We start from the raw sequence: 14,502 nt of genomic DNA, 5'->3' as shown, positions 1-14,502 counted from the left end.
CGGCTAGGGCGGGTCGGCCGGAGGGCTACCGCCACCGCGTGCTGCTGGGATTCCCAAGATTGCCCACCTGTACGGCGTCGGGTCCCACCCCCGCCCCGCGCCTGGACCGCGCGTTGCAGAAGGTCGCCCGAAAGGGCGGCGGGGTGGTCCTGCCGGTGTTCGTGCTGAGGTGACGGGGAGCCCGCTTCGTGCTGGTCAAAGTGCTGAGCTGGGCTTGCGTCGGTCGGCTGTGGTCAGGTCTCCGGACTGCTTGCCGCCGGCTGGTCGCTGTTGGCCTGTGCCAGTGACGCGAGAATCTCCTTGCGGCAGACATCGAGGATCTCGTCCGCCAGCGGAGAGCCGTCCGGGCATGCCCGCGACAACATGATCGCGCCGACCGAATGGGCGAGCATGTCGATCACCGTCATGCGGGCCGCGCGCTGGTCCGCATCTCCCGGCGTAGCGCCTTGGGACTGAAGGGCCGTCAGCAGGTTCTCGATCCCGGCCGCGAACTCTGTTCTGATGTCCGCCGGCTGACGTGCGGCGTCGCCGCCGAGGGCCGCGATGGTGCAGCCGTCGCTGCGCCCGTCGCGATGCTCCCGCGAGACGTAGCGCTGGACGAACTCGGCGGGGTCCAGACCTTGTGCCCGTGCCACGGTCTGCGAGAGCCCGCTCGCGGACGCTTCGGCCATCAGGTCGGCCTTGGAGCGGAAGTGCTTGTAGAACCCGCCGTGGGTGAACCCGGCGGCTGCCATCAGTTCTGCCACGCCGACACCGTCATAGCCGCGCTCACGGAACAGCCTGGAGGCTGTCGCGACGATGTGGGCACGGTTCTGCTCTGCCTGTGCCTTGGTGACCCGCATGTCCAGCCGTCCCTTCGTCGGTCGACGCTCGACGGTCCAGCATACATAGATGTCGATCGACATCAAAGAGCTTGACTTTTTAGATGACGATCGTCATCGTATTGCTCACCCCCTCCCGAAAGGCTCAGGCCATGAGTGACACGCATGTGACCGCACCGACTCAGTACATCGAGGTTGACGGCGACCGGTTCGCCTACCGGCGCTGGGGCAAGCCCTCGGGCGTCCCGATCTTCCTGGTCCAGCACTTCCGCGGAGGGATGGACAACTGGGACCCGCTGCTCACCGACGGCCTGGCCGAAGGCCGGGAGGTCATCCTGTTCAACGGCCGCGGCGTCGCCTCGTCATCGGGCACGCCCCGTAACCGGATCGAGGACATGGCCGACGACATCGCCGCGGTCATCCGGGCAATGGGGCTGGAGCAGGTCGACCTGCTCGGCTTCTCGCTCGGCGGTTTCCAGGCGCAGGAGGTCACGCTGCGCCACCCCCAACTGGTGCGCAAGCTCATCCTGCTCGGCACCGGCCTCCGAGGCGGGGACCCGACAAGTGACCCCCAGGTGCCTCAGTACGCCCTGAACCCAGTCCCCACCCTGGAGGACTTCCTCTTCCTGTTCTTCGGCCGCTCGGAAGCCGCGAAGCAAGCGGGCAAAGCCTTCTGGGAGCGCCGCCACCAGCGGACCGACCAGGACCCGCCGAGCTCGCCCGCGGTCGCACAGGCGCAGTTCGAAGCGACTATGGCCTACGCGGAACCGCTGCCGGGCGAGAACCCCTACGCCCACCTGAACGCGATCACCCAGCCGACGCTGGTCCTCAACGGCGAGAACGACGTGATGATCGCCTCGATCAACTCGTGGCACCTCGCCCAGAACATCCCCAACGCTCAGCTGCTGATCTACCCCGATGCCGGGCATGGAGCGCAGTTCCAGTATCCCGAGCGGTTTCTGAAGCACGCCATTCAGTTCCTCGACGAGTAACGCCTGCAGGGCTTCGGTGCAGTCGCTGACGCCTGGTCCGTGCGCGAGAATCCGGCAGGCCGGACCCCGGCCGCCGGAGCGGCTGGCCGAGGTAGGCGCATCCTGCGTGAGCGAGGCGGGGTGCGCCGTCGCCCGGCTGCCCTGCCCGCTCCCGCGGTGTCCACCGCCGCGACCCTCCGGCCGGGACGGCTGATACGTGCCGCACGGGCGTCGAAGACGTGGGCGCCGGCCGCGCCGTCGGTGACCACGACGAGGAGCGCCTGAGTTCCAGCCACTGGGCGGCGATCCGCTCGATCGTGGTATCCGGGCAGAGTCACTCGACGCCCTCGCTGCTGGCCTTGACGACGTGGGCGACGCCGCTCCTTCCAGCGTGCCCCGGGCCGGTCCGCTGGGCGAGTCGGCCCGGGGGCGGCAGGGAGAGCCGCCGGACCAGTCCCTGAGGCTCCGCTCGCCGAGACGAGGGCCGTACAGGGCCCGACCGCCGCCGCCGAGCTGCCCGAGCTCGGTCATCAGCGCAACGCCGGTCTGGATCTCGTCCGCTGTCCAGCAGGTGAATCCTTGATCATCGGTGGTCGGCTGCGCGCTACGCCCGACGTCCTTTCGCACGCCAGGCGCCTGGGGGGTGTCGGATTCAGGAGGGTCCGGGCGGCGCGGGCCTGCTGCGGTTGGCAGTGGAAGAACGGTGCCGCCGCTGTGCAGTGCGCCGATGTCGAGAGCCGGCCGGCGGATGGCCTCCTCGTACAGAGCGAGAGTGCGGCGCAGGTCGGTGTTCTCCTTCCGTAGCCGGCTCAGGTTGGCTTCCGTACGTACGTCGGATCCGGAGGGTTCCGTCGGCGTCGCAGGCCGGGCCGGCGCCGGGATGCGGGGCCGGAAGCGCACGTCGACCAGGGCGGCGTAGTGCCGCGGCTGGCACTTGCCGCACCATCGTGCCGCCAGCCCCGTCCCGCCACGGCGACCACACCGAAGCCCGCGCGCTGACGGATGGGATCGGCCCTGACGACGTCCTGCCCACAGGTAGAAGTCGTTGACCGTGGACACCTCCCGGTCCCAACTCGCCTCTTCCGAACGAGGGCCACGCTCATCACGACGCCGCCGCCACTCGAACGCCGCTCGGTGGTCCATGGACGCATCACGCCGGTCCCGCCTGCGTCGCGTGAACCACAGGAAGGCCACGTATGTGCGCAGGTCCCGGGCATGAGCGTGTCGGCGAACGTTCAGACCGTCGCGCGCAGCGGATCGGGACTCGGCGCGGCGAGGTTGTCCTCGGCGAGGGCGTGCGGGGGCACTGGCAGGTGCGGTCATCGTGCTGACGTCCTTCGGGCTTCGAAACCTCGAAGATCAGCCGATGGCCGTTCATCTATGCGGGCACCGACCCGATGCCGGAGCAAACCCGGATCAGGTCGAACCCGTACACCACTTCCCTGGATGCAATCCAAGGCACGCGGGGCACGGGGCTCCGCAGACTGTTGCGGCCGCCGGCAGCCCTTGGATTCGGGGCCGGGGCAGAGGACGCCGTTGGACAACTCCCCTGTCCGTCATGAGCGTCGGGGCACGCGAGCCGTCGATGGTGTTCCGCACGACGCGGCGAGCGTCTCTCGCCCCTGCCGTCGCGTCGTCGTGCCCCGCGTGATCATGCCAGGAGGATGCCGTGTGACCGGCCTGATCTCAGTTGCTGTCGGGCGTCATCGAGACCACGACCTTGCCGGCCTTGGCGCGACCTTGCTCGACGTACGCCATCGCCTCGAGCGTCTGATCGAACGGGAAGGTGCGGTCGATGACCGGGCGGAGCTTCCCGCTGTCGTAGAGGGCGCCGAGCTCGCGCAACTGAGAGCCATTGGCCTGCATGAAGAAGAACTGGTAGCGAACGCCCAGGGCCTTCGCCTGCTTGCGGATCTTGCGACTGAGCACGTTCATGACCAGCCCCAGGAAGGAGGGAGCGCCGAGCTGCCTGGCGAACCCGGCGTCCGGCGGGCCCACGACGCTGACGGCCAGGCCGCCGGGCTTCAGCACGGTCAGCGACTTCTCCAGGTTCGCCCCGCCCACGGCGTCCAGCACCAGGTCGAAGCCGGACAGCACCTTGGAGAAGTCCTCCGTCTTGTAGTCGACGACGACGTCGGCACCGAGGCTTTTGACCAGCTTCTCGGAATGAGCGCTCGCGGTCGTCGCCACGGTGGCACCGAGGTGTTTGGCGAGCTGGATGACCGTCGATCCGAGTCCGCCGGCACCGGCGTGGACGAGCACCTTCTGACCCGGCTTCACATGGGCCTGGTCCACGAGGACCTGCCAGGCGGCCAGGGCCACCAGCGGCACCGCGGCCGCCTCCTGCGGGGTGAGCGAGACCGGCTTGGGCGCGACGTCGTCCATGTCGATCGCGATGTACTCCGCGAAGCCTCCGATCCGCAGGTCGCGCGGACGGGCGTAGACCTCGTCGCCGACTTCGAAGCCGCGCACGGCGGAACCGACCCGCGTCACGACGCCGGCCACGTCATGACCGAGCACGAACGGAGGCTTGTACTTCAACAGCTGTTTGAACTCCCCGTTGCGGACCATCTTGTCCAGCGGGTTGATGCTCGCGGCGCTCACCCTGACCAGAACATCGCGGTCACCGACGCTGGGCTCGGGTACCTCGGCGGCGCGCACGCCGTCCTTGCCGTACTTCTCGACGACGAATGCCTTCATGCCGGCCGCCTTTCCATGTGATCTTCTCGGTCGTCTGCGTGTGGTCATGACGCTACTTGTTGAGTATGGAAAAGTAAACTCAGGTCGGGTTAGAATCACCCCCATGGATGCGAGGACGGAAGCTCTTCAGGACGCCGGCATGGACACCCGACTCGACCGGGACATGTCGAACTGCTCGATCGCCCGGACCCTTGAGGTCGTGGGTGAGAAGTGGACGATCCTGATCCTGCGCGAGGTCTGGTACGGCTCGTCCCGCTTCAGTGACTTCGAACGTGTCCTCGGCTGTCCCCGGAACCTTCTCGCGGCACGGCTTCGGATGCTTGTCGAGGAAGGGATCCTGGCCACCGAGACCTATAAGGAGCCGGGTTCGCGGAGCCGGCCGAAGTACGTGATCACACCGAAGGGCGTGGATCTGGTCCCGGCCGTGATGGGGCTCCTGCAGTGGGGCGACCGCTACCGCGCCGACCCGGAGGGCCCGGCCGTACTGACGCGACACCGAGGATGCGGTGCGCACGTCGATGCCCAGATCCGCTGCGAACGCGGCCACGCCGTGCAGGCGGAGGACATCGAGAGTGTCCCCGGCCCCGCATTTCGTCTGAGGCCCGCGGAGTGAGCTGAGCGCGGTGGCGGCAGGAGTCCGGGTGGGCTCAGCCCGCCGGGGTGCGCTCACTCCGTCTGGCTCGGGCCTGGTGGAGGCGGACTTTGGTGCGGTTGCCGCAGCGGGACATCGAGCACCAGCGGCGGTTGTGGGCGGGGGAGCGGTCCAGGAAGCGCAGGGCGCACGTGTCCGCGCCGCACACGCGTACGCGCCGGATCTCGGTCGACAGGAGCAGGTCTACGGCGTCCTGCGCGATCAGTGCCAGCGCGGTCGCGGGATCAGGTGCCATGGTCGTGGTGCCGGCGGGCTCCAAGTGGCCGCCTTTGATGGCGATTTGCGGCGCCGGCCGGGGCGCCTGTGCTGCCGATCCGTTGAGCAGCACGACGTCGCTGGAGGAGGGCAGTCGGCCGTCGGAGACCGCGAGTACGGCCCGGTCGACCGCCTCGCGCAGCCGTCGGCCCGATGCCAGGACGGCGGCATCCACGGGATCCGGGATGCCCGGTGCGAGCAGTCCGGCCCGCTGAAGCCAGAGGGTGAGATCGCCCGGGTTCCGGAGCGTCTCCCCCGGCGTGGGTCGCCACCGGTGGCGGAGGGTGTTGGTGAAGTCCAGACAGACCCGCCCGCCGTCCCAGATCCACGTGTCGTCCGTTGCCACGCCTTCATTCTGCACGTTAGGTTTAACCCCCTAAGAGGGTTAGTTCGTGCCGGGGAGGCGCAGCCATGGGACAGCCCACCGTGACCACGGGCGTGACGCAGGTGGACGGGGTTCGCCTGCACTACCTCCGAGCGGGATCCGGTCCTCTGCTCGTCCTGCTCCACGGCTGGCCGCAGACCTCCGACTGCTGGCAGCCGGTGCTGGCGGATCTTGCCGCCGACCACACCGTTGTGGCACCCGACCTGCGTGGCTACGGCCTGAGCGACAAGCCCTCGACCGGATACGACAAGCGGCGGATGGCCGCCGACATGGCGGGCCTCGTCGAAGCACTCGGCTTCGAGACGACCGCCGTCGTGGGTCACGACCGGGGCGCCCGCGTGGGGCACCGCTGGGCGTTGGACCGCCCCGATCAGGTGGAACGGCTGGCTGTGCTCGACATCGTGCCGACCCGGGAGATGTTCCGCCGACTGGACGCCTCGCTCGCCTCCGGGTACTGGCACTGGCTGTTCCAGATGCAGCCCGACCTTCCCGAGCGGCTCGTGGGGCACGACATACGCGGGTATCTCGAGTACTTCTTCGAGCGGTGGACCTATAACCGCCACGGGCTGACACCCGAAGCGGTCGACGGATATGTCCGAGCCTTCTCCCGCCCGGGTGCCATGCGCGCGAGTTTCGACGACTACCGCGCCATGGAGCAGGACGTCGCCCTCGACGACATCGACGCCGCCGAGGACCGCCGCCTCACCATGCCGGTACTGGCGCTCTGGGGTTCCGCAGGGCTGCCCTCCCGCCTGCCGACGCTGGAGATCTGGCGCGCCTACGCGGACGACGTCACCGGAGCAGAAATCCCGGAGTGCGGCCACTTCATACCGGAAGAGCAACCGGAGGCGCTGCTGGGCCATTTGCGGTCGTTCCTGGCCGTCGAGGCGAGTCGGTGACTCTGCCACCGTGACGAGAGCGGCGCCCCTGCGGGTGCGCAGTCTCACTGGCCGGCCGGGGCAAGTCGTCCGAGCAGCCTCCCGAACCGAGGGGAGGCCCAGCCGCTTCCGGTTGGGCCGCCCCTCAGTCAGATCCTGGCCGAGACCCGGTCACCCGCCGAAGCGTCTCCCGCGGCCGCGCTGTCGGATATGCGCTGCCTGGGCATCCAGGCTCGGCGCGCGGTGAATCTCACGAAGCCGCGACGTGGGCAGCGCGCAAGGAGGCTTTGTCGATCTTCCCGACCGCGTTCTTCGCTATGGCCTCCACCACGAAGAAGTCGGTCGGACGCTTGAAGCCGGTGAGGCTGCGCGCACAGAGCTCCCGCAGCGCCGTCAGATCGACGGTCACGCCTGGTCGCGGCTGTATGTAGGCCACGACCACCTCTCCCCACTTCTCGTCGGGTACGCCGATCACGGCGGCTTCGAGCACCGACGGGTCGCCTGTGAGGACGTCCTCGATCTCCTTGGGGTAGATGTTCTCCCCACCGCGGATGATCATGTCCTTCGAGCGCCCGACCAGGGTCAGATAGCCCTCGGCGTCGAGGTGACCCACATCGCCCGTGTGCAACCAGCCGTCGACGATGACCCTGGCCGTTTCCTCCGGGCGGCCGAGATAGCCACGCATGAGGTTGGGGCCCTTCACGAGGACCTCACCGTCCGTGCCCGGCCCCACCTCGGTACCTTCGGCGTCGACGATCCGAATCTCCTGGCCGGGGAAGGGGAGTCCCACGGTGCCGGCACGTCGCGGGCCCGCGACGGGGTTGACGGTGGACCCGCAGGTTCCTTCGGACAGGCCGTACCCCTCGACAAGAGGGAACCCGTACCGGGCTTCGAACCGGTTCAGCAGCTCGGCGGAGGCGGGTGCGGCGCCACAGACTCCGAACCTCAGCGACGATGTGTCGGGCCGCACGTCGTCCGGGAGGGAGGCGAGCATGCCGTAGATCGTCGGCACGGCGCTGAAGAAGGTGGGGCGCTCCTGCTCGACGAGGTCGAAGAAGCTGTGTGGGTCGAACCGGCGGCCCGCGATGACGACGCTCGCCCCCGCGAGAAGAGGCGTGAGAATGCTGACCACGATGCCGTTGACGTGGAAGAGCGGCAGGATCAGCAGGCACCGGTCGGCGGGCCCGATGTCCAGGGACAGGCGGCCCATCTCCGTCATGGCGTCGATGTTGGCGTGGTCCAGCATCACGCCCTTGGGCGTCCCGGTGGTGCCGCTGGTGTATATGAGAAGAGCCAGCGCGGACGAGTCCACATGCGGCGCGTGATCCGAACTCGCCCCTTCCTTGTGCAGTGCGCCGACGGCGAGTACGGCAGTACCGTCCGTGACGGGCGCCTCGCGGTCTTCGACCACCAGCAGACGCGCATCGGAGTCCTTGACCTGCCGGCCCACCTCGACGTCGGTCATGCTCGGGTTGACCGGCGTGATGGTGGCGCCGATCCGCCAAGCGGCGAACAACAGCAGCACGAACTCGATGCGGTTCGTCAGCTTGAGGGCCACCACATCGCCGGGACCGATGCCGAGGTCCTGGAGCTGACGCGCTGCCGCACGGACGCGGTCCAGCAACTGAGTGTTGGTGAGTGACTGGCGCCCGTCCGAGACCGCTGCCCCATCGGGGTCGAGAGCGGCGCGGCGGTCGGGCAGTGAAGCGAAGTTCATGGCGGGCGTACCTGTCTCGGTGTTGTGCGGTCCGGTCAAGGAGTCGATACCGGCGCGGGGTGCAGCTGCCGGGTGAGGAACTCGACCTGGTCGCGGACCAGGGCCTCGAAGGTCTCGCCGGTGTAGAAGTCGAAGTGGCCGGCGTCGTACCTCTTGATCTCTCCCCGGGGTGCGGTGCGCGCGTACCGGAGGGTCTGGGCGGGAGGCGTGACGGAGTCGGTGTTGCTGACGCAGAAGAGGATCGGCATGGCGACCTTCTTCGCGGCACGCCCGGGCCGGTAGGCGGCGATGGTCGGAATGACCCGTGCCGCCACCTCGTTGCGGAATGTCGTGCCGGGCGGCTGGAGCGCCTGGTAGCCGGGCAGGGCGTCCGGAGCGTTCATGAGGGCCGGCGAACCGGGGGCGGAGGCGATGGGAACCATCGCGGGTGCCTTGCCGCGCACTCTGGCCGCCATGTCCCGAGCGACCACGGGGGTCATCCTGAGCGAGGCGACCGGGCCGAGCGCGAGCGCGGAGGCGAGACCATCGGTGAACGGGCACTGGGACACGGCCGCGCGCAGTTCGGGATGCCGAGAGGCGACGGTGATGGCGTGGCCTCCGCCGAAGGAGCTGCCCCACACCGCGACGCGGGAGCGGTCGACGTCAGGGCGGGCCTTGACATAGGCGATGGCGGCGTCCCAGTCGGCGAGCTGACGCTTGATCGACAGGAGCTGGCGCGGGTGCCCGCCGCTGTCGCCGAAGTGCCGGTAGGTGAAGGCCACGGCGGCGATGCCGGCCTGCGCGAAACGCTCGGCGAAGGCGTCCAGGCGCATCTCGCGGGTGGCGCCGAGGCCGTGCCCGAGGATGACGACGGGCGGGGAGGTGACGCCGGTCGGGAGGTAGAGCCATCCGGCACAGGTGCTGTCGCCGGAGGGGAAGGTGATGTCGTGGCGGGTGAAGGAGTGCGCAGTGGTCATCGTCTGCTCACCGCCGCGTCGTCTTCGTCGAGCGGTGCCCGGGCACGCTGCCCGAGGCGAGCGCCTGGACGTAGGTGTCCGGGTTGTAGAGCGGGAGCTCGCCGGTGGCGTCCGTCGTCTTCATGTAGTCGAGCATCAGTTCCTGGCCGTCCTTCGACATGACTCGGGTGAAGAACTCGGCGCGTTCGACGTGGAGTCCGTCCTCCAGGGGCATCGAGCCGCCGAGGTACACCGACCTCTTGGCGGCCGCGACCGACCCCTTCGACCGCCGGCCGAAGTGCTCTGCGAGTTCGACCGCCTGCGCGACGACCTTGTCCTGGGGTACGACCTTGTCGACCGCCCCGTTGGCGAGCGCTTCCGCGGGCGTGAACGGCTTGCCTTCGAGGATCGCGGCCAGGGACCGGTGGGTGCCGATCAGGCGGGTCAGCCGCTGGGTGCCGCCTCCGCCCGGGATGATGCCGAGGAGGATTTCGGGCTGGCCGATGAAGAAGTCCCCGTCGGCCATGACCCGCAGATCGCAGGCCCAGGCGAACTCGGCGCCGAGGCCGAGAGCCGAACCGTTGAGCGCGGCGACGAAGAGGACACCGCTGGCGTTCATCCGGAGGAAGGTCGTGTGCAGACGCTCCAGCTGGAGGGCACCCCGCATCGGGGTCCTGCGCATCAGTGCCCCGAGGACCCGGGACCGGTCCACGTGCTTCGCCATGCGTACGACGGCGGCGGCACCGCGTCGGCCGACCGTCGGGCTCGCGGCGCCCTCTTCCTGCAGCCACCGGACCGCGGCATGGCTGACGAACCGCTCGGGATGTGCCCCGGTGAAGACGACGGCACGGATGCTCGGATCGCGGTCGACCCGGGTCACCAGCTTGTCCAGCTGATGGGCGATGTCGAGGCCGAACAACTGGTGCGGGCCGCCGTCGACCCGGACGACAAGGACGGCTCCGCGGTCCTCGATCTCCAGATGACCCTTGTCTTTGTATGGCATGGATTCTGCTCCCGTGCTGGGTTCATGGGGGAGTGCAAAGCGAGTGAGGGAGGGGCTGCCGGCGCCAGGAATCTGGGACAGTGCGTGAAAGCCCGTCCGGGGAGGCGCGCCCGTGTCCGAAACGGCACGTCGCTCGAGATGTGTACTATTGCCGTGACGAGTTACATAACCAAGTTATTTCAAGAGTGTCAATGGTGGAGGCGCGAGAGGCATGGCAGGGCGGCCGAAGCTCGATGACGCACCGGAGCGGCTTGTGCGAGCCGCTGTCGGTCTGCTGGCCGAACAGGGGCCGTCGGCCATCAAGGCGCGTACGGTGGCGTCCGCGAGCGGGCTGTCGACGATGGCCGTCTACGGCCACTTCGGTGGGATCCCCGAACTGATGCGCGCCGTCGCCGACCACGGCTTCAGGGAGCTCGGCGCGGCGTTCGCCCAGGTGCCGGTGACGGACGATCCGACCGCGGATCTCTTCGCCATGGCTTTGACCTGCCGCCGAGTGGCCCACGGGAACCCTCACCTGTACGACCTGATGTTCGGCCTGTCCACTCGTGCGACGTACCGGCCGCTGTCGGACGCGGACCTTCGCTTGAGCGGACATTCGCCGGCCTTCCAGGATGCCCACGTCCATATCACCGCGGCATGTCGACGGCTCGTGGACTCGGGCAGGGCCGAGCGGCAGGAACCTGAAGTCATAGCCGCCCAGTTGTGGAGTCTGGTCCACGGGTACGTCACCCTTGAGCTGGCCGAGCACTTCGGCGAGTTCGAGGATCCCGTGGTGCAGGTGATGCGGCCGATGGGCGTGAACTTCTCTGTCGGTCTGGGCGACGAGCGGGAACGGGCCGAAGCCTCGCACGAGGCGGGCGCGCGCCTTTACGACTCGATCGTTCAAGGTCGGTGAAAGTCGGTAGGGCAGGACGCTGTCCCGCGCGGGACCACCCATATGCGGCTAGGGCGACTTGGTCTCCGCGGCAGAGGCACCGGTGCCCGGCGTGAGCTGGTCATGCCTCCCCAGCGCCGCGACCTCCCGTTCGAGGGACGGAACGGCACGGGCCGCGAAGCGCCTCGCCCATGGCCAGGCCAGTGGCGAATTCAGCGCTGCCTTGGCCCAGTTGGCCACGACGACCGCGCGCGGGACGTACACGCGGCTGCGGCGGCGCACGAGCCCGTCGACGATCGCGGCAGCCGCCCGATCGGCACTCGTGGTGACATTGCCCGGGTAGGGGAGCCGGTTGCGCAGGCCCTGGAACGAGGGGAGGTCCGCCTCGGCGCCCCGGACGAGATCCGTGTCGATCCAGGAGGGGTGCACCAGGCCGACCGTGACGCCGAGGTGCGCCACCTCCTGGCGATAGGTCAGGGCGAGCAGCTCGGCCGCGGCCTTGCTGGCGCCGTAGGAGGCCATCGCCGCCAGCGGCATGAAGGACAGCGCGGACGCCACGACCAGCACGTGTCCCCGGCTGCGTTCCAGATGGGGCGTTACGTACTTGAGGGTCCGGAAGACACCGTTCAGATTGATGTCCAGGACCCGCTCGAACGACGCCTCGTCCGTCTGTCGCACGGTCCCGTACGCCACGACGCCGGCATTGGCGACGACGAGATCGATGCCGCCCATGACCCCCGCAGCCTCGTCGATCGCTGACCGCAGGACGGTTCCGTCGCGCACATCGGCCTCACGCCAGGAAGCGGCGGGGCCCAGCTCGCGGGCGAGGTCACGGAGCCGATCGGGCTCCAGTCCGATCAAGGTCACCTGAGCGCCTCGGGCGATGGCCAGGCGGGCCACCTTCTCGCCGATGCCGCGCGCCGCTCCGGTGACAACCAGCTTTCTGCCCAGCAGGTCACGTTTCATGGCGGCAACATAACTTCGTTATTTATTGAGCGCAAGATGTCGCGCGTATGAACTGTCGCCGCTCCACGTGCTGGGTCTCACGACTGGACGAACCTATGCTGACTGTCATGAGGCGGACATCCTTTGCGCACTGGCCCTGTTCGATCGCGCGCACCATGGACTTGCTCGGGGACTGGTGGACGCCGTTGGTGCTGCGTGAGGCGTTCTACGGGATCCGGCGGTTCGACGCGTTCCAGGTGTCACTGGGGATCGCGCGCAACACATTGACGGACCGGTTGCGCCGGTTGGTGGATGAGGGGCTGCTGGAGAAACGGCCGTACCAGACGGAGCCGGTTCGGTACGACTACGTGCTCACGGAGAAGGGGCGCGACTTCTACGGTGTGCTGCTGGTGATGAACCGGTGGGGGGACCGCTGGCTGTCCGGTGAAGAGGGCCCGCCGGTAGTCATGCGTCACGAGGTCTGCGGACAGGAAGCCCATGCCGAGGTGGTGTGTTCTTCCTGCGGGGAGCAGATGACCGCGGAGAACACCAGTCCTCGTATGGGCCCCGGCTATCCGCCACATCTGGCCGAACGGCCGGATGTCCGAGAGCGTTTCGCCGGCTGACTCCGCGGCTCTGCCGGAGCGGCGTTTCCCTTGACATGTGAGTCTATCTACGCAACTTTACTGGTCACGTCTGGTCATGGGAGTTCTCGGATCGGCATGGAGGCTGCAGGAACATGGATTGGACAGGCGCGCGCTATGCGGACAAGCCGACGGTGGAGGTTCGCACCTGGATCGCTGCTCCGCCCGAACAGGTGTGGCCGCTCGTGTCCGACATCGAGCTGATGCCGCGTATGAGCTCCGAGCTGCAGCACGTCGAATGGCTGGATGGCAGGACCGCCCCTGCTCTGGGAGCCCGGTTCATCGGCAGGAGCAAGCACGAGGCACTCGGGGAGTGGACCACCACCTCCCACATCGTCGAGTACGAGCCGCCGAGGCTGCTTGCCTGGAGCGTCGAGAACCCGCAGGACCCAACCGCGATCTGGCGGTTCACGTTGGAGCCGCAGGGCGGTGGCACTCTGCTGAGCGAATGGATGCAGATGGGGCCGGCCCCTTCGGGCCTCTCCTTCGCCATCGATCGCATGCCGGAGAAGGAGCAGAAGATCGTCTTCGTGCGCATGCGGGAGTTCGAGGCCAACATGACCATCACCCTCGAAGAGATCAAGAAGCTGGCCGAGAGGGCCCGGCCCGCGGGCGAGGCGAGGCTCTGATGCGTACCTCCACCACGATCGAAGCTTCCGGGGGCGACTGGCGGGAGATCGTCGCCTATGTCACCGAGGCGGAGAAGCTCGGTCTCGACATCTGCTGGGTGGCGGAGGCGTGGGGCTCCGAGGCTCCCTCGCCGTTGGGCTACCTCGCGGCGAAGACCGAGCGCATGCTCCTCGGATCCGGAATCATCCAACTCGGCACCCGTACGCCGATGGCCATCGCCCGCGCCGCGATCACACTGTCGCAGATCTCCCAGGGGCGCTTCCTTCTCGGACTGGGCCCCTCCGGGCCGCAGGTGATCGAGGGGCTGCACGGCGTGCCCTTCGCCCGCCCGCTGGTGCGGATGCGGGAGACCGTCGAGATCGTGCGGGAGGCCGCCGCGGGCGGCAAAGTCTCCTACTCGGGACAGGAGTTCCGGATTCCCCTGCCGGGCGCGGAGGCGAAGCCCATGCGTCTGTCGATGCGTGCCGAGCATGACATTCCGGTCTACCTCGCCACCCTCTCGCCGAAGATGCTGCACCTGACCGGTGAGATCGCCGATGGGTGGCTGGGCACCAGTTTCGTGCCCGAGGGCGCCAAGGAGGCGTACTTCCACCACCTGGACCAGGGCCTGGCCACCGCCGGTCGCGCCCGTGCCGACCTCGACATCTGCCAAGGTGCCGAGGTCGCCTTCGCGGACGACGAGGACGCGCTGAGCGCGATGGTGGCCGGACGCAAGAAGGAACTGGCCTTCAGCCTCGGCGGCATGGGTTCCGCGACCACGAACTTCTACAACAATGCCTACAGCCGCCAGGGTTGGGCCGAGGTGGCGGCCGAAGTTCGGACACGTTGGCAGGCCGGGGACCGGGAGGGCGCGGCCGGCCTGGTCACCGACGAAATGGTGCTGGCGACCACTCTGATCGGAACCGAGGCCATGGTGCGTCAGCGGCTGCGTGTGTGGCGCGACGCCGGTGTGGACACCGTACGTTTTTATCCGGCCGGAGAGACCCTCGACGCTCGGCTCACCACTCTCGGTCGGGCCATCGACCTGGTCCGTGACATCGAGAACGAGGCGGCACGGTAGCGGCACGGCCGGGTGCGGTCGAGGAGTGCTGT

14 protein-coding genes are annotated in these 14,502 nt (G+C 68.4%); 7 read left to right on the top strand and 7 right to left on the bottom strand.

Going from position 1 to position 14,502, the window contains the following annotated elements:
- Nucleotides 1–233: 233 nt before the first annotated feature.
- Nucleotides 234–905, bottom strand: a complete 672-nt coding sequence (locus Sri02f_RS30210; protein ID WP_245970870.1) for a TetR/AcrR family transcriptional regulator — start codon at nt 903–905, stop codon at nt 234–236.
- A gap of 20 nt (nt 906–925) precedes the next feature.
- Between Sri02f_RS30210 and Sri02f_RS30205 the strand changes: the two genes are divergently transcribed.
- Nucleotides 926–1,813 (top strand): alpha/beta fold hydrolase, encoded by an 888-nt coding sequence (locus tag Sri02f_RS30205; RefSeq protein ID WP_245970869.1) that lies wholly within the window; start codon nt 926–928, stop codon nt 1,811–1,813.
- 1,665 nt (nt 1,814–3,478) lie between these two features.
- Here the strand turns inward: Sri02f_RS30205 and Sri02f_RS30200 are convergent.
- On the bottom strand, nt 3,479–4,492 hold the full coding sequence (locus Sri02f_RS30200) for an NADP-dependent oxidoreductase (RefSeq protein ID WP_109004501.1): 1,014 nt from the start codon (nt 4,490–4,492) through the stop codon (nt 3,479–3,481).
- Nucleotides 4,493–4,631: 139 nt separating this feature from the next.
- Between Sri02f_RS30200 and Sri02f_RS30195 the strand changes: the two genes are divergently transcribed.
- Entirely contained in the window at nt 4,632–5,105 is a 474-nt protein-coding gene (locus Sri02f_RS30195) for a winged helix-turn-helix transcriptional regulator (protein WP_031143657.1), read from the top strand.
- Between the two features lie 34 nt (nt 5,106–5,139).
- Here Sri02f_RS30195 and Sri02f_RS30190 read toward each other — a convergent pair whose 3' ends face one another.
- Entirely contained in the window at nt 5,140–5,745 is a 606-nt protein-coding gene (locus Sri02f_RS30190; RefSeq protein WP_109004500.1) for a CGNR zinc finger domain-containing protein, read from the bottom strand.
- A 65-nt stretch (nt 5,746–5,810) separates the two neighbouring features.
- On the opposite strand from Sri02f_RS30190, the gene Sri02f_RS30185 reads away from it, so the two are divergent.
- Nucleotides 5,811–6,683, top strand: a complete 873-nt coding sequence (locus tag Sri02f_RS30185; RefSeq protein ID WP_031143661.1) for an alpha/beta fold hydrolase — start codon at nt 5,811–5,813, stop codon at nt 6,681–6,683.
- Between the two features lie 229 nt (nt 6,684–6,912).
- Here the strand turns inward: Sri02f_RS30185 and Sri02f_RS30180 are convergent, their stop codons facing one another.
- The 3 genes from Sri02f_RS30180 to Sri02f_RS30170 are packed head-to-tail and all read right to left on the bottom strand — an operon-like array spanning nt 6,913 to nt 10,317.
- Nucleotides 6,913–8,379 (bottom strand): class I adenylate-forming enzyme family protein, encoded by a 1,467-nt coding sequence (locus tag Sri02f_RS30180; protein ID WP_109004499.1) that lies wholly within the window; start codon nt 8,377–8,379, stop codon nt 6,913–6,915.
- 35 nt (nt 8,380–8,414) lie between these two features.
- Nucleotides 8,415–9,335 carry an alpha/beta hydrolase gene (locus Sri02f_RS30175; RefSeq protein WP_109004498.1) on the bottom strand — a complete coding sequence of 307 codons (921 nt, stop codon included), beginning with the start codon at nt 9,333–9,335 and terminating at the stop codon, nt 8,415–8,417.
- 7 nt (nt 9,336–9,342) lie between these two features.
- Nucleotides 9,343–10,317: an enoyl-CoA hydratase/isomerase family protein gene (locus tag Sri02f_RS30170; RefSeq protein ID WP_109004497.1), complete on the bottom strand. Its 975-nt coding sequence runs from the start codon at nt 10,315–10,317 to the stop codon at nt 9,343–9,345.
- A 211-nt stretch (nt 10,318–10,528) separates the two neighbouring features.
- On the opposite strand from Sri02f_RS30170, the gene Sri02f_RS30165 reads away from it, so the two are divergent.
- A complete protein-coding gene (locus Sri02f_RS30165; RefSeq protein ID WP_109004496.1) occupies nt 10,529–11,212 on the top strand; it encodes a TetR/AcrR family transcriptional regulator in 684 nt (227 codons plus the stop codon).
- Nucleotides 11,213–11,260: 48 nt separating this feature from the next.
- On the opposite strand, the gene Sri02f_RS30160 is transcribed toward Sri02f_RS30165, so the two are convergent.
- Nucleotides 11,261–12,157, bottom strand: a complete 897-nt coding sequence (locus Sri02f_RS30160; RefSeq protein WP_109004495.1) for an SDR family oxidoreductase — start codon at nt 12,155–12,157, stop codon at nt 11,261–11,263.
- 107 nt (nt 12,158–12,264) lie between these two features.
- Between Sri02f_RS30160 and Sri02f_RS30155 the strand changes: the two genes are divergently transcribed.
- The 3 genes from Sri02f_RS30155 to Sri02f_RS30145 all read left to right on the top strand — a co-directional run bounded on the left by Sri02f_RS30155 (nt 12,265) and on the right by Sri02f_RS30145 (nt 14,470).
- Nucleotides 12,265–12,762, top strand: a complete 498-nt coding sequence (locus tag Sri02f_RS30155) for a winged helix-turn-helix transcriptional regulator (protein WP_109004512.1) — start codon at nt 12,265–12,267, stop codon at nt 12,760–12,762.
- 113 nt (nt 12,763–12,875) lie between these two features.
- Nucleotides 12,876–13,409 carry an SRPBCC family protein gene (locus Sri02f_RS30150; protein ID WP_109004494.1) on the top strand — a complete coding sequence of 178 codons (534 nt, stop codon included), beginning with the start codon at nt 12,876–12,878 and terminating at the stop codon, nt 13,407–13,409.
- Nucleotides 13,409–14,470 (top strand): LLM class flavin-dependent oxidoreductase, encoded by a 1,062-nt coding sequence (locus Sri02f_RS30145; protein WP_109004493.1) that lies wholly within the window; start codon nt 13,409–13,411, stop codon nt 14,468–14,470. The genes Sri02f_RS30150 and Sri02f_RS30145 overlap by 1 nt, the downstream gene beginning before the upstream one ends.
- Nucleotides 14,471–14,502 lie beyond the last annotated feature (32 nt).

Source organism: Streptomyces rishiriensis (assembly GCF_003112535.1).
Classification (GTDB): Bacteria; Actinomycetota; Actinomycetes; order Streptomycetales; family Streptomycetaceae; genus Streptomyces; species Streptomyces rishiriensis.
This window is presented reverse-complemented; position numbering and strand designations above follow the sequence as displayed.

Coding starts and splice junctions, on each gene's coding strand:
- Sri02f_RS30150 (WP_109004494.1), top strand. CDS start 12,876: ATGGATTGGACAGGCGCGCGCTATGCGGACAAGCCGACGGTGGAGGTT.
- Sri02f_RS30200 (WP_109004501.1), bottom strand. CDS start 4,492: ATGAAGGCATTCGTCGTCGAGAAGTACGGCAAGGACGGCGTGCGCGCC.
- Sri02f_RS30170 (WP_109004497.1), bottom strand. CDS start 10,317: ATGCCATACAAAGACAAGGGTCATCTGGAGATCGAGGACCGCGGAGCC.
- Sri02f_RS30155 (WP_109004512.1), top strand. CDS start 12,265: ATGAGGCGGACATCCTTTGCGCACTGGCCCTGTTCGATCGCGCGCACC.
- Sri02f_RS30210 (WP_245970870.1), bottom strand. CDS start 905: ATGTCGATCGACATCTATGTATGCTGGACCGTCGAGCGTCGACCGACG.
- Sri02f_RS30165 (WP_109004496.1), top strand. CDS start 10,529: ATGGCAGGGCGGCCGAAGCTCGATGACGCACCGGAGCGGCTTGTGCGA.
- Sri02f_RS30145 (WP_109004493.1), top strand. CDS start 13,409: ATGCGTACCTCCACCACGATCGAAGCTTCCGGGGGCGACTGGCGGGAG.
- Sri02f_RS30205 (WP_245970869.1), top strand. CDS start 926: ATGACGATCGTCATCGTATTGCTCACCCCCTCCCGAAAGGCTCAGGCC.
- Sri02f_RS30180 (WP_109004499.1), bottom strand. CDS start 8,379: ATGAACTTCGCTTCACTGCCCGACCGCCGCGCCGCTCTCGACCCCGAT.
- Sri02f_RS30185 (WP_031143661.1), top strand. CDS start 5,811: ATGGGACAGCCCACCGTGACCACGGGCGTGACGCAGGTGGACGGGGTT.
- Sri02f_RS30160 (WP_109004495.1), bottom strand. CDS start 12,157: ATGAAACGTGACCTGCTGGGCAGAAAGCTGGTTGTCACCGGAGCGGCG.
- Sri02f_RS30195 (WP_031143657.1), top strand. CDS start 4,632: ATGGACACCCGACTCGACCGGGACATGTCGAACTGCTCGATCGCCCGG.
- Sri02f_RS30175 (WP_109004498.1), bottom strand. CDS start 9,335: ATGACCACTGCGCACTCCTTCACCCGCCACGACATCACCTTCCCCTCC.